Origin of the sequence: Clostridium kluyveri DSM 555 (genome assembly GCF_000016505.1) — a bacterium.
GTDB lineage: Bacteria > Bacillota > Clostridia > Clostridiales > Clostridiaceae > Clostridium_B > Clostridium_B kluyveri.
This window is the reverse complement of record NC_009706.1, coordinates 2125803-2150322: the sequence shown is the minus strand read 5'-3', so window position 1 is coordinate 2150322 and position 24520 is coordinate 2125803. Positions and strand designations below refer to the sequence as shown.

The 24520-nt window shown below is 29.1% G+C and carries 21 protein-coding genes; all 21 read left to right on the top strand.

From position 1 onward, the window contains the following. The first annotated feature begins 38 nt into the window (after positions 1-38). The 21 genes from fliD (at position 39) to CKL_RS10255 (ending at position 24434) form a co-directional block, all read left to right on the top strand. A complete protein-coding gene (gene fliD, locus CKL_RS10355) occupies positions 39-2516 on the top strand; it encodes a flagellar filament capping protein FliD (RefSeq protein ID WP_012102451.1) in 2478 nt (825 codons plus the stop codon). A gap of 28 nt (positions 2517-2544) precedes the next feature. Continuing rightward, complete coding sequence (locus tag CKL_RS10350) at positions 2545-2889, top strand: flagellar protein FliT (protein ID WP_012102450.1); 345 nt, start codon at positions 2545-2547, stop codon at positions 2887-2889. 107 nt (positions 2890-2996) lie between these two features. After that, positions 2997-3827 carry a flagellin N-terminal helical domain-containing protein gene (locus CKL_RS10345; protein ID WP_012102449.1) on the top strand — a complete coding sequence of 277 codons (831 nt, stop codon included), beginning with the start codon at positions 2997-2999 and terminating at the stop codon, positions 3825-3827. Positions 3828-3938: 111 nt separating this feature from the next. Next, positions 3939-5720 (top strand): motility associated factor glycosyltransferase family protein, encoded by a 1782-nt coding sequence (locus CKL_RS10340; protein WP_012102448.1) that lies wholly within the window; start codon positions 3939-3941, stop codon positions 5718-5720. A 16-nt stretch (positions 5721-5736) separates the two neighbouring features. Further along, entirely contained in the window at positions 5737-6744 is a 1008-nt protein-coding gene (locus CKL_RS10335; protein WP_012102447.1) for an N-acetylneuraminate synthase family protein, read from the top strand. Between the two features lie 18 nt (positions 6745-6762). Further along, positions 6763-8508 (top strand): cytidylyltransferase domain-containing protein, encoded by a 1746-nt coding sequence (locus tag CKL_RS10330; protein WP_242652482.1) that lies wholly within the window; start codon positions 6763-6765, stop codon positions 8506-8508. After that, a complete protein-coding gene (locus tag CKL_RS10325) occupies positions 8509-9360 on the top strand; it encodes a class I SAM-dependent methyltransferase (protein ID WP_012102445.1) in 852 nt (283 codons plus the stop codon). A 36-nt stretch (positions 9361-9396) separates the two neighbouring features. Beyond that, positions 9397-10554 (top strand): class I SAM-dependent methyltransferase, encoded by a 1158-nt coding sequence (locus CKL_RS10320; RefSeq protein ID WP_012102444.1) that lies wholly within the window; start codon positions 9397-9399, stop codon positions 10552-10554. A 60-nt stretch (positions 10555-10614) separates the two neighbouring features. After that, on the top strand, positions 10615-11847 hold the full coding sequence (locus CKL_RS10315) for a methyltransferase domain-containing protein (protein WP_012102443.1): 1233 nt from the start codon (positions 10615-10617) through the stop codon (positions 11845-11847). A gap of 3 nt (positions 11848-11850) precedes the next feature. Beyond that, positions 11851-12828, top strand: coding sequence for a radical SAM/SPASM domain-containing protein (locus CKL_RS10310; RefSeq protein WP_012102442.1), 978 nt, complete (start codon positions 11851-11853; stop codon positions 12826-12828). 31 nt (positions 12829-12859) lie between these two features. Next, positions 12860-14569: a biosynthetic-type acetolactate synthase large subunit gene (ilvB, locus tag CKL_RS10305; protein WP_012102441.1), complete on the top strand. Its 1710-nt coding sequence runs from the start codon at positions 12860-12862 to the stop codon at positions 14567-14569. A gap of 16 nt (positions 14570-14585) precedes the next feature. Further along, positions 14586-15338: an SDR family NAD(P)-dependent oxidoreductase gene (locus CKL_RS10300; RefSeq protein WP_012102440.1), complete on the top strand. Its 753-nt coding sequence runs from the start codon at positions 14586-14588 to the stop codon at positions 15336-15338. 67 nt (positions 15339-15405) lie between these two features. Beyond that, positions 15406-16611 carry an ATP-grasp domain-containing protein gene (locus CKL_RS10295; protein WP_012102439.1) on the top strand — a complete coding sequence of 402 codons (1206 nt, stop codon included), beginning with the start codon at positions 15406-15408 and terminating at the stop codon, positions 16609-16611. A gap of 39 nt (positions 16612-16650) precedes the next feature. Further along, positions 16651-18894 carry an alpha-amylase gene (locus tag CKL_RS10290; protein ID WP_012102438.1) on the top strand — a complete coding sequence of 748 codons (2244 nt, stop codon included), beginning with the start codon at positions 16651-16653 and terminating at the stop codon, positions 18892-18894. Positions 18895-18913: 19 nt separating this feature from the next. After that, on the top strand, positions 18914-20248 hold the full coding sequence (locus CKL_RS10285) for a UDP-glucose dehydrogenase family protein (protein ID WP_012102437.1): 1335 nt from the start codon (positions 18914-18916) through the stop codon (positions 20246-20248). Continuing rightward, positions 20245-21201: an NAD-dependent epimerase/dehydratase family protein gene (locus CKL_RS10280; RefSeq protein WP_012102436.1), complete on the top strand. Its 957-nt coding sequence runs from the start codon at positions 20245-20247 to the stop codon at positions 21199-21201. Before CKL_RS10285 ends, CKL_RS10280 begins: the two co-directional genes overlap by 4 nt. A 423-nt stretch (positions 21202-21624) precedes the next feature. Next, positions 21625-22641, top strand: coding sequence for an SDR family NAD(P)-dependent oxidoreductase (locus CKL_RS10275; protein WP_012102435.1), 1017 nt, complete (start codon positions 21625-21627; stop codon positions 22639-22641). 66 nt (positions 22642-22707) lie between these two features. Further along, positions 22708-22968, top strand: a complete 261-nt coding sequence (locus CKL_RS10270; RefSeq protein WP_012102434.1) for a hypothetical protein — start codon at positions 22708-22710, stop codon at positions 22966-22968. Between the two features lie 9 nt (positions 22969-22977). Further along, positions 22978-23763, top strand: coding sequence for a motility associated factor glycosyltransferase family protein (locus tag CKL_RS10265; protein WP_012102433.1), 786 nt, complete (start codon positions 22978-22980; stop codon positions 23761-23763). A gap of 58 nt (positions 23764-23821) precedes the next feature. After that, positions 23822-24169 (top strand): DUF8042 domain-containing protein, encoded by a 348-nt coding sequence (locus CKL_RS10260; protein ID WP_012102432.1) that lies wholly within the window; start codon positions 23822-23824, stop codon positions 24167-24169. Positions 24170-24194: 25 nt separating this feature from the next. Further along, positions 24195-24434, top strand: coding sequence for a YjfB family protein (locus CKL_RS10255; RefSeq protein WP_012102431.1), 240 nt, complete (start codon positions 24195-24197; stop codon positions 24432-24434). Positions 24435-24520 lie beyond the last annotated feature (86 nt).

Below are 24520 nucleotides of genomic sequence, written 5' to 3'. Positions count from 1 at the left end.
TTTAGTTTCTGTGAATTAATAAAGAAGGAGAGATATATATGGCGTCATATAATAATAATATAATGAGAATGACAGGACTTGTTTCAGGACTTGATGTAGAAAGCATAGTACAAAGTCTAATGAAGACAGAACAGGCAAAAGTCGATAAAGTAAAGCAGCAGAAGCAATTATTACAGTGGCAGCAGGACACATATAGAAGTCTTATAGGTACTGTAAAAACATTTCAGAGCACCTATTTTGATGTTTTAAAGGGAAGTAGTTATATGCTGTCTTCTAAAAATATATCTGCATTGGCTGTTTCAGGTTCAGCAGATACAAATGGCATTACTGTATCTGCAGGGGCAGATGCAGTTTCTGGAAATTACAGTATTAATGTACAGCAGTTGGCTCAAAAGGCAACATATGTTTCAGATTCAGCTTTAAAAGTTCAGAATATGAGCAGTCCTGTTTATGGAGTAAAGATAGACAGCACTAACAATAAAATTACAATAAATGGTACTGAGATAACTCTTGATACTGAAGCAAAATATAGCAGTATAAATGATGTAGCAAGTGCCATAAATTCCAAAGTACAGGAGAATGACGCTTTAAAAGGCAAAGTGTCAGCAGCAGTAAACAGCAATGGAAAAATAGATTTTGAAAATCTTATAAAAATAGACGACAGTAACAAGGACATAACTGTAAATTATGACGGACACACCTATAAAGTTACATTGTCTGAGGGGAATTACACAAAGGATACTCTTGCATCTGCAGTTAGTTCTGCATTAAGCGGTAAAGCCTCTGAAGAAGATCCTTCTGTGAAATTTACCAGTGAGGCTTCTTTAACTGCTAAAAGTGATTTTTCAGGCTTTACTGTTGTGGATAAGGATAAGAATGAACTTGGAGGTGCAACAATAACTGCAGGGAGTACTACTGTGACTCCAATTGCAGTGGATCTCTCAGGTACAAGTGGTACTGAAGATAATCCTTCTAGAAGCAATGTAAAAGTTGATGGGAACTTGTTAAGTTATGATAATAAAATCATAGAAGGTTTTAATGACAGTTTTAATGTGAAAATAGGTGAAACAAATTATGGAATTAAGCTATCATCAGGAGCTGTGAGTGGTTTAAGTGATCTTGTATCTCGAATAAATACAGCACTGACAGGTAGTGGTATAAATTCGAATTATTTAACAGCACAACTATCGGATGGAAATACACTGCAGTTTAAGTCTGAATCTGCAGAGCAGGTGATAATTACAGCGGGTTCTACTGCAAGTGCAAATGGTGTAATTGGTGCTTCAAATTATCAGGAGCTTACGATGAGTACCTCTCAGAAGATGTCTGACTTGGTCAATGGAGCAGTCAGCTTTAAAGTAAATGGTGTAGATTTTAACTATGATTTTAATGATAGTGGTGAACAAAAAGATAAAACTATACAGGATATAATGTATGATATATCAAGTAAGTCAAATGTTAATATAAGTTACAGCCAGCTTACAGGAAAATTCAGCATATCATCTCAAAGTGAGGGTTCAAATAACACAATATCTGTTTCAGATGCTAGTGGAAATTTTATTAATACTCTGTTTGGAACAGGTAGTGTAAATGAATATGGAAATGATGCAATTTTAACTATAACTTCGCCTGGACAGGTGGCTATTAAAGTAACAAAAAATAGCAATAATTTTGTTATTGATGGAGTTAATTATCAATTAAATTCAAATACTACATTAAATCAGGATATAAGTTTTTCACTTAATTCAAATACAGATGAGATTGTAAAGAATATAGAAGGCTTTGTAGAACAATATAATTCCATGATTACGGCATTTAATGACCAATTAAATCAAAAAAGAAATTATAGTTACACTCCTCTTACTGATGATCAGAAAGCTGATATGAAGGATGATGATATAAAAAATTGGGAAGACAAAGCAAAGCAGGGACTTTTGAAAAATAATTCTGAATTGAATAATTTCATGATACAGTTAAGGCAGTCAATATATACACCTGTTGAGGGAGTTGGACTTTCTATGGCAGATATAGGCATAACTACTTCATCTGATTGGAGTGAAAATGGAAAATTAATTGTTGATGAGGATAAACTAAAAAGTGCCCTCCAGAATAATGGAGATAAAGTATCACAGCTTCTGACAAAGCAGACTTCCAGTGTAAATAAATATTACAGTCCTAATTTGACTTCATCCCAGAGGGATGAAAGATATAATGATGAAGGAGTATTCCAGAGAATAAATGATATAATACAGGATTATACAAGAACTACAAGAGATTCAAATGGAAGAAAGGGTATATTTCTTGAACAGGCAGGAATATCTGGGGATCTTTCAGATACTACCAATTATCTGACACAACGGATGAATGAAAAAGACGATCAGATAACCAAGCTTACAGATGCTATGAATGACAAGGAAAATAAATATTATGATCAATATTCCAAGCTTGAACAGGCATTGGTACAGCTCCAGGCACAGCAGCAGCAGCTTTTGGCACAACTTGGTCAAAGCAGTTAATTTAAGTTGAAGAGGTTGGTATGATATTATGAATTCACAATTAATTGAAGCTATGTCACAATACAAGCAACTCAGTTTTAAAATAATGAAGTATATAGAAGAGGGGAAATTGGATGAATTGAATAGCCTTTTTAACATAAGGCAAAAAATATTAGATTCTATTGAAAATATAGATTATACCTTGGAAGAGGGAAAAGAAGTATTTTTAAAGCTTGAATTGAGAAAATTGGACAGTAATATGGCGGAACTTATCAATAGAAAAAAAGATGAACTTGGAACTGATATGAAAGCATTTTTTAAAAGCAAGAATGCTTCAAATGCCTATAATAAAAATGGTATACACTCTTCAATTTTTTTTAATAAAAAAATATAAGAAAGTGTAAAGTATATATTAATATATACGATTTTATTAATAGGATACAATAAAACATAAAATTTAGACATGGATGTCTGAATTTCTAGAATCAAGGAGGAATAGATATGATAATAAATCATAATTTAAATGCTATGAATGCCCACAGACAGATGGGAATAAACACAGGTAATGGGGCAAAATCAATGGAAAAATTATCTTCAGGTCTTAGAATAAACAGGGCAGGAGATGACGCAGCAGGTCTTTCCATATCAGAAAAAATGAGAGCTCAAATAAGAGGTCTTAACCAGGCTTCAAGAAACTCACAGGATGGTATTTCCTTAATACAGACTGCTGAGGGTGCTTTAAATGAAACCCACAGTATTCTTCAGAGAATGAGAGAACTTGCAGTTCAGTCAGCCAGTGATACAAATGTTACTGTTGATAGATCAGCATTGAATGATGAAATGGGTCAGTTGATAGATGAAATAGATAGAATAGCAAATGCTACCCAGTTCAATGAACAGGATATACTTAAAACAGCTCAAACCCTTGACATTCAGGTAGGGGCCAATAATGATTCTAACCAAAGAATTACTTTGAGCTGGAAGGCTCAAACAAAAGCAAGTTTGGGAGAAGATGCTATAAATATTTCTGCAGTTGTTGTAAGTGATAAGACTTCTGCACAGTCTGCTATAACTAAAATAAACAGTGCCATAATTTCCGTATCAAAGTCAAGATCCAAGATGGGTTCTTACCAGAACAGGCTTGAGCATACTATAGCAAACTTGGATAATTCATCTGAGAATTTGCAGGCAGCAGAATCCAGAGTTAGAGATGTAGATATGGCAAGTGAAATGATGAATTACACTAAGAATAATATATTGCAGCAGGCTGCACAGGCAATGCTTGCACAAGCTAATCAGGAGCCTCAGGGTGTGCTTCAACTTTTAAGATAATAAGCTATTTAGAGCTTATAGAATTTTCTATAAGCTCTATTTTTATTTAAAGAAGTAAAAAATAAAACCGATAATTACTAATATAGTAGTATATTTAGTTATGGAGGAATTATGGAGAATTTAACTGATTATCTTAAAGATATTTTAGAGGATAAATTTACAAAAGATGAGGAAGTAAAACTTGAAAAGAGTAAAGATAATAAGGATATTTTTAAAGTGAATTATAATGGCAGTTTTAAATACATAGGAAGCAAATATAATGTAGAAAGAGATATAGATAATTTTTTATTCGAAGTTGGAAATATAGGTATAGATACATTAATAATAGTATTTGGACTGGGAACAGGAGAACATATACTTAAACTTTTTGATAAACTGAATTCATTTAACAGGGTACTTGTAGTGGAGCCTGACAGAAGAATACTGAAGAAATTTTTCAAATTACAATATTCTAAGAGTCTGCTGAAAGATGATAAGATAGATATAGTAGGATTTGAAAAGGAGAATATAAGAAGTTATATTATTGAGTTTATATGTGATGAAAATAATTATAACAATATAAGATATGCTGCTTATGGAAATTACAGTATATTGTATAAAATTGAATATCTGTATTTTTTAAGAAGTATTAAAGAAGTATTACTTTTGTTTGAAGGTAATTTAATAACAAAATATGTACATGGAAGAAGTTTTATGAGTTGTTATCTGAATAACATAAAATCAATAGCTTCAAGTCATTATCTAAATGAATTTAAGGATAAATTTAAAGATTATACTGCGGTGGTAGTTTCGGCAGGGCCATCCCTTGAAAAGAATATAGATGAACTTAAAAATTTCAATGACAATGCAATAATTATTTGTGGAAACAGGACATTAAAGCCTCTTATGGAAAAGGGGATAATACCAGACTTTATGTGCTCGGTAGATTGCAGTGATGCAGTTTATGATATGTGCAAAAAATATCTTAATTATGGTAATATACCATTGATTTTTACAGAAACAAGCAATTCAAAATTGGTATTAAATAAAAGAAAAGGTAAAATATTTTTCAGATATGGTTCTGCAAAGACATCTATACAAGAAGTAACTGGTAAGAATATAGATTCTCTATATTCTGGAGGATCTGTGGCACATACATGTGTGGATTTTGCAAGATATATAGGATGCAAGGTGATTATATTTATTGGTCAGGATCTTGCCTATACAAATGATATGGAACATGCTCAGATAGCTGAGATGCAAAGTTATAATAAAACAATTAGCAATGAAAATTTGATTCAAGTTGATGGACTATATGGAGACAAAGTTTTGACAACTCGTGTATTGAATGGTTATAGGGATGCATTGGAAGAATATATAAAACGTATGAAAAATATAAAATTTATAAATGCTACAGAAGGCGGTGCATTAATTAAAGGAGTAGAAACTATTACACTTAAAGAAGCACTTGATAAATATGCAGTATCTCAAGGAATTGGTAAAGTAGTAAATGATATATTCAAAAAACAACCTGGTATTGATAGAATTAAAGTTATAGATAATATGAAAAATATATTAAAAGGACTTATGAAAATAAATGATGAGATAAAAAGATGCAGAGAAAATATTATATCAGCACTTTTAAGTAATAAAATTAGTAAAATGAAGTATGCCTATAAGAAAATATCTGTATTGAATGATGAGTTGGATAATAGTTCTTCATTTAATTTTATAGATTTTTTAATATCAGATGTGATGAATAGGACTTCTGTATATTTTAGATATCAGGAATCCAAATACGAAGTTGAAAATTTAAAAAATATATTAAATGCCTTTAAAAAATTATACAATGATATTATAGAAACTATAGATTATGTAGTACCCAAAATAGAAAAGTGTATAGAAGATTTATAAGAAAGGAAAACAATCTATGAATGATATAAAAATAGGTAATAAAATTATAGGTAATACTCATCCTTGTTTTATAATAGCTGAAGCAGGAAGTAATCATAATGGGGATATAAAACAGGCTAAGGAATTGGTAGATATTGCAGTGGAGGCAGGAGCAAATGCAGTTAAATTTCAAACTTTTACAGCAGACAAACTATTTTCTAAAAATCATCCTGCAAATAAAATTGTAAAAAATTTTGAATTTAAACTGGAATGGCATAAAGAAATGAAAGAATACTGCGATAAAAAAGGTATAATGTTTATTACTACACCTTTTCAAAAAGATGCAGTGGATTTACTTGAAAAATTAAATATAGAAGGGTATAAAATAGCATCAGGAGATATGGATTATTATCCCCTTTTGGATTACATATCAAATACAGGAAAACCTATAATTTTAGCATCAGGTATGGCGTATATGGATGAGGTTAAGGAAGCATTTAATAGAATAAAAAATGGAAAAACTGAAGATATTGCTATACTTCATTGTGTTTCTAATTATCCTCCTAAAGATGAAGACATAAATCTTAAAGCTATTCAAACCATAAAGGAGGAGTTTAATGTTCCAGTAGGTTTTTCAGATCACTCCATGGGAATAACTGTTCCTATTGCAGCAGTGGCCCTGGGAGCAAATATTATAGAAAAACATTTTACTATTTCAAGAAAGTTAGAAGGTATGGATCACTTTTATGCATTAGAACCTAAGGAATTAAAGCAAATGGTAATCGAAATAAGAAAAGTAGAAAAATCTATGGGTGTGGGGATTAAAACTCCAGTGAAAGCAGAATTTGCAGAAAGGCATTATGCAAGAAGGGGAATAATTGCAGCTTGTAATCTAAAAGAAGGACAAGTTATAAAAGAAGAATATTTGGATTATGTAAGGCCAGTAGATGGTATAGAAAGTAAATATTATGAAGAAGTTATAGGAAGAAAAGTTAATAAAAATATAGATGTGGACAGTCCAATACATTGGGAAGATTTAATATAATAGCAAGCATTGGAGAAGATGAGAATAATGCTAAAAGGAAAAAAAGTTATAGCTTTAATACAGGCAAGGTGCACATCTACAAGGCTACCTAAAAAGCATTTTAGGTATATTGGCCATAAAATGCTTATAGATTGGGTTGTAGATAGACTTAAAAATGTGAATGAAATAGATGAAATAATAATATCTACTACTGGTGATATTTCAGATGTATCCTTAAAGACATATGCTGAAAAAAAGAAGATTGGTTTTTATGGATATGATGGAGATATAAACGATGTAGTTGGAAGACATTATAATGCAGTTAAAAATAAAAATGCAGATTATATAGTGATTATTTCAGGGGATTGTCCTTTGATTCATGAAAAATTTATAAAGGAACAGTTATATACATTAGAACAGGGTTATTCTTATACAAGACCTAGTACTATATGTATACACGAAGGAATAGATTCATATTCCATGGATTGTGTGAAGTTTTTAAATGATAATAGTAAAACTTCCTATGAAAGGGAAAACTATGGAGTAATTATAAGAGAAAATTTAAATCTTGTTAAAATAGGATTTATAGATTTGGATAAGAAATACACGGAAAATATTTTTAGAATATCTGTAGATAATATGGCAGATTTAAGATTTATGAATGAAGTATATTACAAACTTAAAAGTGAAAACAAAGAGTTTAATATAGATAATGTTTTTGAATTAGTGGAAAAAGACAGAAACTTACTTGATATAAATTCTCATGTACAGCAGAAAAAAAGAGGAGAAAAAACTTACAAGTTTTTAATTAAAACTGAAGCTTCTAAAGAAAAAGGTCTTGGTCATCTAAAAAGAATGATGGTACTAGGACAGTATTTAAATGAAAATAAAAATAATGGAGTAATATATGTCATAAATAAGGATGAAACAGCTAAAAGTATTTTAGAGGATGAAGGATATATTTATGATTACAGTGATGGAGAAACAGAAGAAGAATTAATAGAACTAATAAACAATTATAAATCAGATATACTCGTAATTGATGTGCAAAAGTTAGAAGGAAGCACAGGTTATAATTTTAAAAATATAAAAGACAAAACAAATATAAAAAAAATAGTGTTAATAGATAAATATATCAAAGATGATTTTGTAGATGTAATGATAATTCAAGGTATACAAAGTGATGAGTTTGAAGAGGAAGTTAAAGGAAATGACAAGGTTCTGTATGGGTTAAATTGTGTTTTTATAAATAATGACTTTAGAAAAATCAGAAGAAGTATAAAGGATGAAATAGTAATTTCTTTTGGAGGTACAGATGTTAATAATGTAACCACTAAAATAATTAATTTAATAAATAGTTTGGATATTAATAAATGTTATACTTATAAAATTATCCTTGGACCTTATTTTAAATACATAAAGGAGTTTCAAAAAGAGCTCAAGAACTTTAAATATAATTATGAAATAGTGATTAATCCTAATAATATGGCTGATGAAATTAAAAATTGTAAATTAGGAATTATATTTTATGGAGTAAGTTTTTATGAATTCAAATTTTTAGGGATACCTACTATTGATATAGTTTCAGATAGAATTTATGAAAATGAGTTTATGAAAATATCAAAATTGGGAATAGGGAATTATTGTGGAACTAAATATAAATTGAATTCAGAAAAAATAGAGCATTATATGAATAATATTCCAGTAGATTGTAATCTAAGATTATTAGGTTTGAAAATATGTGATTTTGAGTATATTTACAATAAAATTGTAGAGGTGTTGTAATTGTATAAATCAACTTGTGATTTATGTGGAAATGACAATTATAAAATTTTAGGTAAAGTTAAAGATAATTTTCTTGTGAAATGTATGCTATGCGGTCATATATATATGCTGTATAGATTTAATAATAAAGAATTATTTAAAGTATATGATGAGGATTATTTTAAAGAAAAATATATTAAGGGCAATGAAAAGGTAGATTATGATTATTTGAAAGATAAACCTAATATACTGGAATTTGTAAAAAAAAGATTTAACACTATACATAAATACAAAAATCCAGGAACTATATTAGACATAGGTTGTGCCATGGGATTTTATCTTGAATATGCACAAAATTTTGGTTGGGATATATATGGGGTAGAAATATCACAATATGCTGCTGATTATGCTAGACAATTATTAAATACTAAAAATATATTCAATGGAACAATAGAAAATATTGAATTTGAAGATGAAAAATTTGATGTTATAACAATGTGGCTAGTACTTGAACATATGGTAAAACCTGTTGATATTTTATTAAAGATAAGAAAATGGCTTAAACATGATGGAATTATAGGAATAAAAGTTCCCAATGCAGATGGAATAACATTTAGAAGTAATTTAAATAAATGGATAGGACAGCATCCCGAGGATCATATGTGTGACTTTACACCAGATACATTAGAAAGAATTATGAATAAATGTGGATATGAGATGTTAGAAGTTGAAACTGAGGGAATTTATTTAGATAGATTTACTACTAAAGAAAAATTTATTCATAGTAAAAATGTATCTAATTTTTATTATGATATTACTAAAGAATGTAATTTAGGAGATTCTATGGTAGCATTTTTTAAATTGAATTTATAAGAGAACTAATTAGATAATATAAATAAAGGAGAAAGTATGCAAAAAATAGAGTATGAATATGTAAACTGTTCTATATGTGGTAATAATTATATTGATAAAGTCTATACCAATAATATAAATGAATCAACATTAGATGGAATATTACCTGTAACAGTTAATATAGGCATATGTAAAAAGTGTGGTTTTATTTTTCAATATTTAGTTCCAACAGAAAAAAGTCTTAGTAGATATTATAGTAGACAATCTGAATGTAATGATGAATCAAATTTTATTAGCAAAGAATATTATGAAACATATGATTTTATTAAAGAAAATGTTGAGTATAATAATATAAATAAAGTATTAGATATTGGATGTAGACGAGGAGAGATTCTTACATTATTTAAGAGTGATTACAAAAATGTGTTAGGAATAGAGCCTTCCTCAAGTAATGTAAAATATCTTCGCGAAAAAGCACATATTCCTGTTATAAATGAAATGTTTAGTAATGATATACTTAAAGGAGAACAATTTGACCTTATTATATTAACTAACGTTTTAGAACATATGAAAAATCCAAGGAGTGTTTTAAAAGATATTTTTAAGAAGATTTCTAACAATGGATATCTTTTCTGTAGTGTTCCTAAGATTGGGGCTTGTATTAATAAAAAATTCTTGAATAATATTTCAGATTTTTTTTCATTTCAGCATTTAAATTATTTCACCATAAATAATTTATTGTATTTTATAAAAAAATTAGGTTATGGTGTAGTTAAATATCGACAAACTGGAGAATCTATTCAAATTATTTGTAACAAAATAAAAGAAGAGAAAATTCAACTAATAAATGAATATAAAATTAATAATGAAATTATTAAAACTTATATAAGAGAAAGACATAAAAGTATTTCTAAAATTATTAATAAAATTAGAAACTTAGAATCAGATGGGTTGATTATATATGGAGCAGGCACACATACCACACAATTTTTGCAACTTATTGATTTTAGTAAACTTAATATAGTTGGAATATGTGATTCAGATAAAAATAAATATGGGATACAAATAGCTGATTTTACCATTTGTAGTATAGATGAGATTGATCAAATCAAATTTAAAGATATTATTATTTCTTCCAATGAATATCAAAATGAAATATATGAATATTTGATAAAAAAATTTCCTGATAAAAATATAATAAAATTATATATGTAAAAATCCAATTTAGATGATTCTAGGGTAGCATTTTTTAATATTAGAAAGTAGGTAATAAATATGTCTAGTATAAAACATGATAAAATTGAGTTTGATTGTATAATTCAAGCTAATAGATTTGGTTGGGATGGTACAGAAGATTATTGTGTAAAGAAAATAGATAATAAATATGTAATAGAATATGTAATAGAAAAATTAAAGAAAATTGAAAATATAAATAAAATAATTATAACTGTAGCAGATATTGAAAAAAATAAATTTTTTCTTGATATAGCTAGTAAAAATAATGTAAAATGTTATTTCGGTTCAGCTGATAATGTCCTTGAAAGGTTTATTTGTGCATTAAAAGATTCAAAATCTAAGTATGTAATAAAAACATTAGGTCAAAATTGCTTTATTGATGTTAATTTATTGAAATCAATGATAAAAATTATAGAAGCAAACAAAAATGTTGAATTTGTATGTACTCCAGATGATTTTGAAACAAAGTTTACAGCTGAAATTTTTAAAAGTAATTTATTACTAAATATAAAGAAATGTATTTATAATGAAGATAAGGAAAAAATAAAAAATTATTTAGCAAGACCTATGTCTTTTGTTAAAGCTAATAAGGATAAATTTAATGTCGAGATTTATAAAAATATCCCTAAATATAATAAAGAATATTTAATTAATATCAGAGAGAAAGCCAAACAGATTTATGAAGAAGGTCAAACTACAGGTATAAATTACAAAAATCAAATAGAAAATGGCAATTTTTTTCTTGAAAGATATAGATTTTCTGGAAAATTTATAAAAAAGCAAGATTGTGTATTAGATATAGCTTGTGGTAGTGGCTATGGAACAAAATACATATTTGATAAAATTACACAAAATATTATAGGAGCAGATTTAAATGAAAGAGTTATTCAATATGACAAAGAAAATTATTCAAATATTGAATTTCAGGTACAGGATGCTACAAAGACTACATTTTCAGAAAATCAATTTGATGTTGTGTTGAGTATGGAAACTTTTGAACATATACCATTAGACCTAATTGATAATTATTTACATGAAATAAAAAGAATACTAAAAAATAATGGCATTTTTATATGTACTACACCACAAAATGATAATGGAGATATACCTTTAGTTCCCTGGCATATAAAAGAATATAGTCTAAAAGAATTTAAAGAGATATTATCAAAATATTTTTATTTGGAAAAAGTTTATGGTTCTAAAAATGGAATATATACTGATGATGAAAAGGGTAATGGAATGATGGCAATTTGTAGAAAGAAGTTATATTAATAGATGAAAAGTGATTTTTATGATAATGTAAGAATAAAATTTTTAGAAGAAACACAATTTAAATTAAGACAAATTTTTGTATATAGCACAACTAGATGTAATTCCAAATGTAATACATGCAATATATATAATAAAGAAGATGAAAATATAAGTTTAGATGCTATTAGAACAATAATAAATTTTGTTTCTAATCGTAAGGATTGTATTATATATTTTGAAGGAGGAGAATTTTTTTTACATCCTCAATATGATAAGATTCTAGAAATGGCTCAAGATGTAGATTATTGTATAATATCTAATGGACAATTTACTGAAAAAATAATTAATTCTGTTTTAAAATTTAATATAAAAAAGATAGCTTTTTCGTTAGATGGACCAAAGGAAACATATAAAAATGTAAGAGGAATTGATGGTTTTGATAATTTGATGAATACTATTGAAAGTGTTAAATCAAAAACAGAGATACATATAAATTCAACTATTAATCCGTGGAATACATATGAGGACATAAAATGGGTTAAGGAATTCTGTGATAAAAATAATTTTATGTGGGCTATTCAACCAATGTATCCAATTAATTTTTTTGATAATGACGATAAAAATTTTTCTGAATACATTTTTGATGTTAGTGACTTGTTGCATAATAGTAGTTTCATAAGTAACACCAATAATTATTTTTGTGGTAAAGTTTATTTACCTTGCTTAAATGTTAGAGAAACTATTGTGGTATATCCTAATGGTAATATCCCGTTATGTCATATGAGAGATGAAATAGTACTAGGAAATTTGTATGAACATTCATTAGAAGATATTATTACTGATAATAAAATTATAGAATTACAAAAACAAAGCTTAGGATGTAATAAATGTTGGCTGAATTGTCAAAGAATGTTGGACGTTAAACTTTTTGAATTTATGGAAAGTAAATACATACATGATAAATTAGAGGAAGAGTTTGGCAAATATAAATGGCCATTATAATACATAAATTTCATGGAAGGAGTAAGGCTCTATGATAAATATAAGTAAAATGATTGCCAATAAATTAAAAGAAAATAAATGTAAGGTAATTTTTGAATACCCGGGTGGAAATGTAGCACCAATTCTTGATGCTGTAAAATTAGATGGAACTATAGATTTAGTAGTTACTAGAAATGATCAGGCGGCTTCTCTTATGGCAGATGCTTATGCTAGAGTTACAGGTGAAGTTGGAGTGTGTATGGCTACAGTAGGTCCTGGGGCAACTAACCTAGTTACGGGTATTGCAAATGCTTATTTTGATTCAATACCATTAGTCGCTATAACGGGTCAGGTTGGTACAGGATCATTAAAAGGAATAAAAAAAACAAGACAAATAGGGTTTCAGGAGGTTGATATAGTCAATATTGTAAAGCCAATTACAAAATGGTCTTGTATGATAACAAAACCGGAGGATGTAAACCAGGTTATTGATGAGGCATTTAGAATTGCAAGAGAAGGAAGGCCGGGACCGGTTTTAATAGATATTCCTATGGATGTTCAGAGAAGTATGTTACAGAAGCTTGATATATTAAATAGGGTAGATATAATAGAAAAAAGAAGTATTGTAGAACAAAAAAAAATAAACTTACTAATACAAAAAATAAATTTAAGTAGTAAACCTGTTATAATTGCAGGTGGTGGTGTTATTTTAGGCAATGCAGAAAATGAACTTAAAGTATTGGCAGAAAAATCACAAATACCGGTGGCAAATACTTTAATGGGACTTGGTAGCTTTGATTTGAATAGCAAATTGGCATTAGGCTTTATGGGATGCTATGGAAGTAGAGCTTGCAATAAAATTTTGGCAGAAGCAGATTTAATAATAGCTTTAGGAAATAGATTTGATGTAAGAGCTATAGGAACAGAGATTAATAAGTTTCAAGAAGGTAAATTTATAATTCATGTTGATGTGGATAAGGCAGAAATAAATAATACAGTTAAAACTAATTTAGCTATTAATGGAGATGTGAAAGAAGTATTAAAACTAATTATAGATAGATTAAATGAAATTAATATAGATACAAAAAAATGGCTTGATTATATATCAGAATTAAAATATAAATTTAATTTAGATAGAGAATATAGATTATCTGATGAATATGATAAAGTAAGACCACAGTACATAATAAAAGAAATAAGTAACTTAACCAATGGAAAGGCTATAATTACATCAGATGTTGGTCAAAATCAAATGTGGACGGCACAATTTTATAAATATAGATATACAAGAACTAATTTAACTTCTGGTGGACTTGGAAATATGGGATATGGTTTACCGGCAGCTATAGCAGCTAAATATGCTAAAAAAGATGCTCAAGTAATAAACATAACTGGCGATGGAAGTTTTCAAATGAATATGCAAGAATTAGGTACTGCAGTGGCGTATAATTTGCCAGTAAAAATATTTATATTAAAAAATAATACCCTGGGTTTAGTTAAACAATTTCAGGATAAAACCTTTTTAGGCAAAGCTACATCTACTGTTATTAAGTATAATCCGGATTTTATTAAATTGGCAGAGGTTTATGGAATAAAAGGATTAAGAATATCAAAGGCTAGTGAAATTAAAGGTATTGTAAAAGAAGCTTTAAATTATGATGGCACAGTTATAGTGGAATGTTATATAGATAGTAATGAGTTGGCAATACCGGAAATTGAGGGTGGACATTATATAGATGATCAATATCCTTATAATTCTTAAATAGAAGGTGGATCTTATGAAATTAAAGGATAAAGTTGCTATAGTCACTGGTGCCAGCAGAGGAATAGGAAAGGCTATAGCTATAGAGATGGCAAAAGAAGGAGCTAGAATAATAGTAAATTACAATAATAGTAAAAAGAAGGCTTTAGAAGTTGTTAAAGAAATAGAAGATATAAAAGGAACATCCATAGCTGTAAAGGCAGATGTATCAAAGAGAAATGAAGTTAAAAAAATGATAGATATAGCCGTTGAAAATTTTGGAGAAATACATATACTAGTGAATAATGCTGGTATTCTTCAACAGAAGCCCTTTGAAAGTATTACAGATGATGAATGGGATAAAATGTTTCAAGTTAATATGAAGGGAGCCTTTATTTGTACCCAAGAATGTATTCCATACATGTTAAAGAATAATTTTGGTAGGATAATAAATATATCTTCTATAGGGGGACAGTGGGGTGGAAATTTAGCAGTTCACTATTCAGCTACTAAAGCAGGTATAATAAGTTTAGCCAGATCTTTAGCTAGAATATATTCTAAAGATGGAATTAATACAAATTGCATAGCACCGGGATTAGTATTAACTGAAATGTCTGCTAAAGAAATGGCTACGGAAGCTGGAAAAGAAAAATTAAAAGGCATTCCTATAAATAGACCTGCTGCCCCTGAAGAAATAGGACGAATAGCGGTATTTTTGGCCAGTGAAGATGGAAGCTATATAACAGGTCAAACTTTAAATGCAAATGGTGGAATGTTGTTTAATGTGTAAAATAATAGTATATAATTTATAGGCAGGTGAGGTTCACTTGCCTATTTTAGAAAGAGAGGTTATTTAAGTGAAAACATTACTTATACTAGGGGCGGGAAAAGAACAGGTTCCAGCTATAACAAGAGCCAAGAGTAAAGGTATATACACTGTAGTGTTGGATATGAATCCCCAGGCGGAGGGACTTAAATATGCAGATGAATATCATATAATCAGTACAAGAGATAAAAAATCATTGATAGATTTTGTGAAAAATTGTGATGGAAAAATAGATGGAGTGATAACCATAGCCAGCGATATACCTCATATGGTATCAAAAGTTGCAGAAGAAATAGGGGTAAAACATATACCTATAGAAGCTGCTTGTTTAACGGTAGATAAGCTTAAAATGAAAGAGGTTTTAAAAAAAGCTGGAATAAATGTGCCTCCCTTTAGAAAAATAAATTCATTAAATGATTTGAAAAAGTTTATAAATGAATATGCATATCCTGTAGTTATTAAACCTGTTGATAATTCTGGAGCTAGAGGGGTTTTAAGATTAACTGAAGCAGTGGATTTAACATGGGCTTTAAATGAAAGTAAAAGTAATTCTAGAAGTGGAGATGTAATGGTAGAAAAATTTCTAGAGGGTAACCAAATAAGTACAGAGGGCATTATGTATGAAGATGAATTTTATATTACAGGATTTGCAGATAGAAATTATGAAATGTTAGAAAAATTTTCACCTAATATTATAGAAAATGGCGGCGATTCACCTACTTTGTTATCACAGGATGCCAAAAAATTAGTTAATAGTGAATTTGAAAAAGCAGTTAGAGCGTTAGATATAAATTGGGGACCTGGCAAAGGAGATATGATTTATAGTAATGGGAGGGCCTATGTGGTTGAAATTGCAGCCAGATTAAGCGGCGGAAATTTTTGTTATGATCATGTGCCTTTAGGCACAGGAGTGGATATAGTAGATGCCTATATTGATATGGCAGTGGGAAATTCAATAAATACAGATTGTTTTAAACCTAAATTCCAGAGAGGGGTAGCACAAAGATATTTTTTTCCCGGAATAGGAAAAATAAAAAGTATATCTGGCCTTGATAAAGTGAAGAACATGAAAAATATAGTAAAGGTTGATTTTTTTATAAAGGAAGGAGATTTAATAGAAAAGCAGTCCAATCACACTACTAGAGTAGGGTATGTTATAGCTGTGGGAAAAGATAAAAATGAAGCTGTAAAATTTGCTGAAGAGGCTGTAAAGTCTGTAGAATTTACATTTGAATAATTTTAAGTACATCAATTTTATTCTTTAGGAGAGATAAACATGAAAAAATTAAAATTGTATACAGCATTCCATTTAAATTTAGCCTTTTCTTCTATTCCGGAAGAACAATATGCACTTGCTATTGATAGATGCTACTGGCCTATTATAAGTATACTAGAAGAATTTCATAATATAAAATTTGGTATAGAGCTTACAGCTTATACTCTTAAAAAGATTAAAGAAATAGATTATACATTTATAGAAAAATTAAAGGAACTATATAATAAAGGAAGATGTGAGATACTGGGTTCAGGTGTGTCACAGGCTATATTTCCTTTAATTCCTCAAAAAGTTAATATAAAAAATTTAGAAATGGGAAATAGAGTATATAAAGACATATTAGGAGAAGTACCTTCAACTTCCTATGTAAATGAACAGTGTTATTCAGATGGTATAGCAGAAGCTTATTGTATTAATGGATATAGAAATTTAATTATGGATTATGATAATTCAAATTTATTCAATACATATCCCAAAGAGTTTAAATATAAATCTCATAAAATAAAAACATCTCGTGGAGAATTAAATTTGCTTTGGAACAATTCTATTGCTTTTCAGAAGTTTCAACGTTATGCTTTTGGGCAGATTACTATGGAGGAGTATTTAAGATATTTAAATGCCCAGTTTAATGAAAAAGAAGAGAGAATTTTATGTATGTACGGCTCTGATTTAGAAATATTTGATTACAAACCTGGAAATTATGACTGGTTTTATAACCCAAAAGCATCTGTAGAAATAGATAGAATCAAAAAAATATTTAAGTTTTTAAATAACCACGATAAATTTGAATTTATACTTCCAAAAGATGCGGCAGAAGAAATTAATTCAGGTAAATTTATAAGTATATCTACACCAGAGTACCCCTTAGTATGTAAAAAGCAGCCTAAATATAATGCAGTAAGATGGGCTGTAAGTGGACTTAAAAATACTAAAATGAATACTGAATGCAATAGAATATATGAAAATTTAAATTTTTTAGGTAAATTTAATAAAGATAATGATGAACTTTGGGGAAATTTATCCTTACTGTATGGTTCGGACTATAGAACTAAGACCACAGAATCAAAGTTTACCGAATATTATTCTCTTATTGGTAAGACAGAGGCCATGATAGAAAGAGAATTAATGGATATAAAGAACTCTCATAAAAAAGCTTATGCTTTTGAATTAATAAATACCAGGAGTTCTGTTGTAGAGGCGGGATTTATATATGAATGTAATGTTAAATTTAAGCAGGGAGAGGTATTTGAAGAAAAACATAAATTATTTTTAAATGGCAATCCTGTTAATTTCCAATTTGAAAATGTGGAATACTATAGAGAAGGTAGTATAAGACAATGTAGTATTGTAATGGAACTACCTGAATTAAAACCAGGACAAAATATTTATGGTGAATTCAAAAATTACCTCTATTATAATTATAACAACTGGAGTATAAAAGATAACATAATAGAAACTAAAAGTGTAAAAATAGAATTTTCAAAAACAAAAAAGGGTACCGTTGAAAATTTAGTATTAAAAGATGTAAGCAAAAACAGTGTCTTAGGTCATATTGAGCATGGATATTATGATGACATAAGGTATTCACCAGATTATTTTTCAGGACATACTATTTTAAGGCAGAATTCTCTAAGACAGATAACGGATTTAGATAAAAGCAGCATAATATATCCAGATAAAGAGGAGAACTTTAATATAAGAATACCTGTAAAATCCAAGATAACTGGGGAGTTTGGGGAACTTTGGAAAATATATTATATATATATGAATGAAAGTAGGGTAGATATAGAATATAATTTTAGATTTAAAGATATTTGTCCAATATTTTTTAGGACAGGCATATTGACCTTTAATCCAGAATTTTTTGATATAAATACCTTAAAATATAAGACAAATAATGGTGGCAGCATAGAAGAATATAAATTAAAAGATAAAAATTTCAATCAAACAGATATGGTAAGTTTAAATGTATCTGCCAATGGGTGCATAGGAGCTACGGAGGAAAAGCTAATTTTGGAGGATAATGATAAAAAAATTGTAATACAAAGAGATAATTCTTTATTGTATACTGTTCCTATGATTGAATATAGGGAAATAGATGAGAAGTATATGCTGAGGATATATCATTCTTTAAGTGAAACTGATGATACGGGGAGTATATTTTGGAGAGGACATGGAAAATTTAAAATGTCTATAGGTTGTAAGGAAACAAATATATTTAACAATGAAATATTTTTTATCTAAAATGTAGAAGGTGAGCTAAATGTTTGAGTTTAATAATAGTATTTCAGTTATTGGAACGGGATATGTGGGGTTAGTTAGTGGAGCCTGTCTTTCAGAGTTTGGCATGAATGTTATATGCCTAGATAAAGATGAGGAAAAAATAAAAAGATTAAAGAAATTAGAAATACCCATATATGAGCCAGGACTTTATGATATAGTGAAGAAAAATGTGAATATGGAAAGGTTGAGTTTTACAAATGATCTTAAATATGCTGTTGAAAATTCAGAAGTTATATTCATTGCAGTGGGTACTCCTCCACTAGAGGATGGTTCGGCAGATTTGGGATATGTACTAAAGGCTGTAGAAGAGGTAGCTGAGTACATGAATGGGTATAAAATTATCGTAAACAAGAGTACTGTTCCTGTGGGAACAGGGAAAAAAGTAAAAGCTAAGGTAAAAGAAGTTTTGGATAGAAGGGGAGCAGATGATATTTTTGATATAGTGTCCAATCCCGAGTTTTTAAGAGAAGGTGCTGCGGTGAAAGACTTCACACACCCCGATAGAGTGGTTATAGGTGTTGAGAGTAAAAGGGCAGAGTATATAATGAAACAGATATATAATGTTTTATATCTTATAAGTGTTCCTTTTGTTATAACTAATTTAGAAACAGCAGAAATGATAAAATATGCTTCCAATGCTTTTTTGGCAGTTAAAATCTCATTTATAAATGAAATGGCTAATATATGTGAAAAAATTGGTGCAGATGTTCATCATGTGGCTAAGGCCATGGGACATGATGGTAGAATTGGCTCAAAATTTTTACATCCAGGTCCCGGATATGGCGGCAGCTGTTTTCCAAAAGATACTAGGGCACTAGCTTATACGGCACGAGAATTTGGAGCAAAATCCAGTATTGTAGAAACAGTTATAAAGGTAAATGAAAATCAAAAAGAGAGAATGATTCGTAAAATAAAATGTAAATTTAGTGGTAATTTAAAAGGAGTAAATATAGCACTTTTAGGATTATCATTTAAACCTGAAACAGATGATTTAAGGGAATCACCAGCTCTTTATATTGGAAATAGATTGGTTGAAGAGGGAGCAGAAGTTAATGTATATGATCCAGCGGCCATGACTAACTGCCAAAAACTCTATCCAGAACTTAAAATCAACTATTGTAGAGATGAATATGAAGCTTGTACAAATGCAGAGGCAGTTATTTTAGCTACGGAGTGGAATCAATTTAGAAGTATGAATTTAAGTAGAATTAAAGATAAAATGAAAAGATTATTATTTTTGGATATTAGAAATGTTTATGAACCGGAAAAAATGAAGAAACTTGGTTTTGAATATGAAGGAGTTGGAAGAAAATGAAAATAATATTGGTTACAGGAGGAGCAGGATTTATTGGTTCCAATATATGTGATAAACTCTTGGATTTAAATTATAGAGTAGTAAATTTAGATAATTTTAATTCTTATTATAATCCTAAAATAAAAGAAAAAAATATTGAGAAAGCTTTAAAAAGCGATAAATATACTTTATATAGGGGAGATATACTTAATAAGGATTTATTAAATAATATATTTGATGAAAATAATGTGGAACTGGTAATACATCTGGCTGCTATGGCGGGGGTGAGAAATTCATTAAAAGATCCACTAGAGTATGTAGATGTGGATATTAAAGGAACTGTGAATTTACTTCAAATTTGTGTTGAAAGAGGGGTAAAGAAATTTATAAATGCCTCTTCATCCTCTGTTTATGGTATTAACCATAAAATACCATTTTCTGAAGAAGATAATGTAGAACTGCAAATTTCTCCTTATGCTGCGGCTAAAAGAGCTGCAGAATTATTTTGTTCTACATATACGAGATTACATGATATAAATATTGCTTGTTTAAGATTCTTTACTGTATATGGACCAAGGCAAAGGCCTGAAATGGCTATACATATGTTTACAAAAAGTATATATGAGGGTAAATCTATAAATATGTTTGGAGATGGCTCAAGTAAAAGAGACTATACATATATAGATGATGTTGTAGATGGAATAGTGTCATTAATAGATAAAGATTTTAAATTTGAAGTATTTAATTTTGGCAATAGTCAAACCATATCTCTTCTTGATTTGATAAAAACCATAGAAAATATTGTAGGTAAAAAAGCTATTATTAATAGAGTGCGTATACAAAAAGGTGATGTTCCTGTTACTTATGCTGATATAAGCAAGGCAAAAAAGTTTATTGGGTATAATCCAATGGTTAATATAAAACAGGGTATTAAGAAATTTTATGATTGGTATTGTGATGAAGTAAAAGAATAATAGTAATTTTTTATAAAGCTTAAGATTAAATGCAATAAGTCTTAAGTTTCGTCTGTATTAAACGAAAAACAGTAAAAAGGGTAGTTTGTCGAATAATAATTGTATAAAGGGCAACTTTAGTATGGGTGCTTAAAATACATAAGTAATAGATTTATTGAAAAATAAAGTCATAGAACAATTAGAAAAAGAATTAGCTATAGTCTGTAATTTTGTTGTTTCTCTTAATTGAATAGAAGAGTATTGAAGAAACATATAAGAGGTAGTTATGGTGTTTATCCCAGTCGTAAATAAGAGCGGAAAAAGAACTCAATGGAATCTTGTCAAGGTATATACTGAAAATAGAGTAATTATATGGTGAAAAAATCAATATCTAATTTGATAACGATAGGATGTAATTTATATAATATAGGAAGTGATAGTTAAATGGGGTATTACACAGATAAAAATATTCTTATAATAGGTGGTACTGGCACCATTGGAAGAGGACTTGCAAAAAAATTACTTTATCAAAAACCTAGGGTAATAAGAATTTTTAGCAGGGATGAATACAAGCAGTTTATAATGCAAAAGGAACTCGATCATATATCAAAATTCAGATATTTGATTGGTGATGTTAGGGATTATGAAAGAGTGGAAAGGGCAATGAATAATATAGATGTAGTCTTTAATCTGGCTGCCATGAAACATGTACCCTCTTGTGAATATAACCCAACAGAAGCTATTAAGACAAATGTACAGGGAATGGAAAATGTTATAAAAGCTTCTATATACAATAATGTGGATTCTGTGCTTTTTACAAGTTCCGATAAAGCCATAAATCCTACAAATACATATGGAGCTACCAAGCTTTTAGCTGAAAAATTAGTACAGGCAGCTAACTTTAGCAAGGGAAAAGTTAAAACAAGATTTTCAGCTGTTAGATTCGGAAATGTTATGGGTTCACGTGGTTCAGTTATACCGTTATTTAAGAAGCAGATATTGGAGAAAAGGTATATAACTGTTACTGACAGTAATATGACTAGGTTTATGATGACTTTATCACAGTCGGTCTCTTTAATAATGGAAACTGCAGAAAAATCTCATGGCGGTGAAGCATTTGTTTTAAAAATGCCGGTTATAAAATTATTGGATTTGGTGGAAATAGTAATTGAAGAAGTTTGTAATAAGTATGATATTGATCCTAAAAATATACAAATAGAAAATATAGGTTTAAGGGCAGGAGAGAGGAAATTTGAAGAGCTTATGACTCATGAGGAATCTGAAAATGCTTATGATTTAGGAAGTATGTATGCTGTTATATCAGATACCTATGCAGATAAGTTAAGTAAATATTACAGTACAGGGGAAAAGGCTGGGATAGGAAGCTATAATTCATATGATTCAGTTCCTATAACAAAGGAAGAGGTAAGAGAGCTTCTGGTAAGTGAAAAATTAATTTAAAATTATGTTAATGAATATGGAGAATGCATTTAATTTGAGGATAGTTATGAAGTAGGATGTGATATTGTGCAAGATAGGACTATACAATTGGAATACAGTAAGGATGGAAAACCTGTATTAAAGGTGATAGCATATATCTTCACAGCAGATTTTATCCTGAAAGGGAGGCTGAGAAGTATATTGAAAGATAAAAGAGTCAGATTTTATATAGGAATTGATGCCTTGAAAAATATGTCTGGGATAGAGAATATAGATAATATTATGATATACAATCCAAGTTTAAAAGTATTGCCGAACAAATATGATAAAGTTGAATTTATATTTTAAAATTTTATAATGGCAAGGCAGGGAATTGAGAAATATAAAGATATAATGTCTGAAAATTATACACATAATATTAAGCAGAATGCATTTTCAATGGAAGAATTTTTTAAAAAGTATACTTTTAAGGATGATGCCGTTGTAGTTTCAACAGGGCCATCTCTTGATTGTGAAATTGATTTGCTTAAAAAAATTAATGGAAAAGTTAAAATATTTTGTGTAGGAAGTGCCCTGAGAGCTCTTGTAGATGCTGGAATAATACCAGATATGATATGTATAATTGACTGTCAGGAAATAGTATATAACCAATTGAAGGGCTGTGAAGACTTCAATGTGCCACTGTGCTTTTTAAGTACGGCCTCAAGATGGGCTGTTTCAAAATACATGGGGCCTAAATATATTTTTTATAATGATGGAAATCAAACAGATGAAATAATAATAAATACTGCAAAAACGGTCGCACTTCCAACCATTGATATAGCAGTAAAAGGTGGTGCTGTTGAAATAATACTTGTTGGGCAGGACTTGGCTTTTTTGAATAACAGGACTCATACTAGTTCTTATAGCGAAATATATGGAATTGAAGATCGAGTTCAGGATGAGTCAAAATTGTATAAAAAGGTTAAAGGTGTAAATGGTGAATTTTTAAATACCCGATCTGAATATCTCAATTTTAAATATTCCATTGAAAGGGAAATAGAGCATAATCCACAGGTGAAATTTATAAACTGCAGCCATGGTGCAGATATAATTGGAACTGAATATATGCAGTTATCACGATGGATAGATAAAAATATTTAAAGTATAAATTGTTTTATACGATAAATAATATAGTAAATTTACCGGAGGAATAAAAAACATGAGTGAAAAAACGGAACTGTTGAAAACGGCAAGTGATTATATAGTAAATTTAAAATCTGGGATAGCGAAAGCTGCGGAGTACTTTCAAAGTGGGGATGAACAAAAAGGATTCAATCTTGTAACAGCTATTGCTGAAGGGTTTAACTGGCTGACGCAGGCATTGGCAGTATCAAAAGATGTATTGAAACAGAAAATATCAGTAGATGATTTGAATGAAAAATTGGAAGAAATAGTGGAGGCTATGGAAAATCAGGACACCATACTTATAGGGGATTTATTGCAGTATGAGTTGATTCCCATAGTTGAAAATATAGAAGAATCTGTAAATCAGTCCATGTTGAATTAAAAATAGTTATCAGGTATGTGTTTATATGGATATAGCGGAAATGTCAATTGTGATGAATCAGTCAAAGCTTTGGCAGGATATAGTAGGAATAGTAATTATGAAAATGACTATTAATAAAGGATTAGAAAATGCAATGCAGATAACTGAGATAATGTCTAATATTTCAGCAGATCCTAATTTGACAAATAATAACATAGATAGGGGCTGTCGCATTAGCATAAAAAATGCTAATGCGAGAGAACATACACAGGTATGTGTAAAATAGAATAGAAATGATAAAAGCTAATTGGAAATTACTATGGGATACGTTTCTATAGTAATTTTTATTTTTTAGGGAATAACTAAATAATG

Excerpts from the sequence above, each read along its gene's own strand:
- CKL_RS10350 (WP_012102450.1), top strand. The coding sequence starts at position 2,545 with ATGAATTCACAATTAATTGAAGCTATGTCACAATACAAGCAACTCAGT.
- CKL_RS10290 (WP_012102438.1), top strand. The coding sequence starts at position 16,651 with ATGAAAAAATTAAAATTGTATACAGCATTCCATTTAAATTTAGCCTTT.
- CKL_RS10285 (WP_012102437.1), top strand. The coding sequence starts at position 18,914 with ATGTTTGAGTTTAATAATAGTATTTCAGTTATTGGAACGGGATATGTG.
- CKL_RS10280 (WP_012102436.1), top strand. The coding sequence starts at position 20,245 with ATGAAAATAATATTGGTTACAGGAGGAGCAGGATTTATTGGTTCCAAT.
- ilvB (WP_012102441.1), top strand. The coding sequence starts at position 12,860 with ATGATAAATATAAGTAAAATGATTGCCAATAAATTAAAAGAAAATAAA.
- CKL_RS10275 (WP_012102435.1), top strand. The coding sequence starts at position 21,625 with ATGGGGTATTACACAGATAAAAATATTCTTATAATAGGTGGTACTGGC.
- CKL_RS10260 (WP_012102432.1), top strand. The coding sequence starts at position 23,822 with ATGAGTGAAAAAACGGAACTGTTGAAAACGGCAAGTGATTATATAGTA.
- CKL_RS10255 (WP_012102431.1), top strand. The coding sequence starts at position 24,195 with ATGGATATAGCGGAAATGTCAATTGTGATGAATCAGTCAAAGCTTTGG.
- CKL_RS10330 (WP_242652482.1), top strand. The coding sequence starts at position 6,763 with ATGAGAATAATGCTAAAAGGAAAAAAAGTTATAGCTTTAATACAGGCA.
- fliD (WP_012102451.1), top strand. The coding sequence starts at position 39 with ATGGCGTCATATAATAATAATATAATGAGAATGACAGGACTTGTTTCA.
- CKL_RS10345 (WP_012102449.1), top strand. The coding sequence starts at position 2,997 with ATGATAATAAATCATAATTTAAATGCTATGAATGCCCACAGACAGATG.
- CKL_RS10340 (WP_012102448.1), top strand. The coding sequence starts at position 3,939 with ATGGAGAATTTAACTGATTATCTTAAAGATATTTTAGAGGATAAATTT.
- CKL_RS10315 (WP_012102443.1), top strand. The coding sequence starts at position 10,615 with ATGTCTAGTATAAAACATGATAAAATTGAGTTTGATTGTATAATTCAA.
- CKL_RS10320 (WP_012102444.1), top strand. The coding sequence starts at position 9,397 with ATGCAAAAAATAGAGTATGAATATGTAAACTGTTCTATATGTGGTAAT.
- CKL_RS10310 (WP_012102442.1), top strand. The coding sequence starts at position 11,851 with ATGAAAAGTGATTTTTATGATAATGTAAGAATAAAATTTTTAGAAGAA.
- CKL_RS10335 (WP_012102447.1), top strand. The coding sequence starts at position 5,737 with ATGAATGATATAAAAATAGGTAATAAAATTATAGGTAATACTCATCCT.
- CKL_RS10265 (WP_012102433.1), top strand. The coding sequence starts at position 22,978 with ATGGCAAGGCAGGGAATTGAGAAATATAAAGATATAATGTCTGAAAAT.
- CKL_RS10300 (WP_012102440.1), top strand. The coding sequence starts at position 14,586 with ATGAAATTAAAGGATAAAGTTGCTATAGTCACTGGTGCCAGCAGAGGA.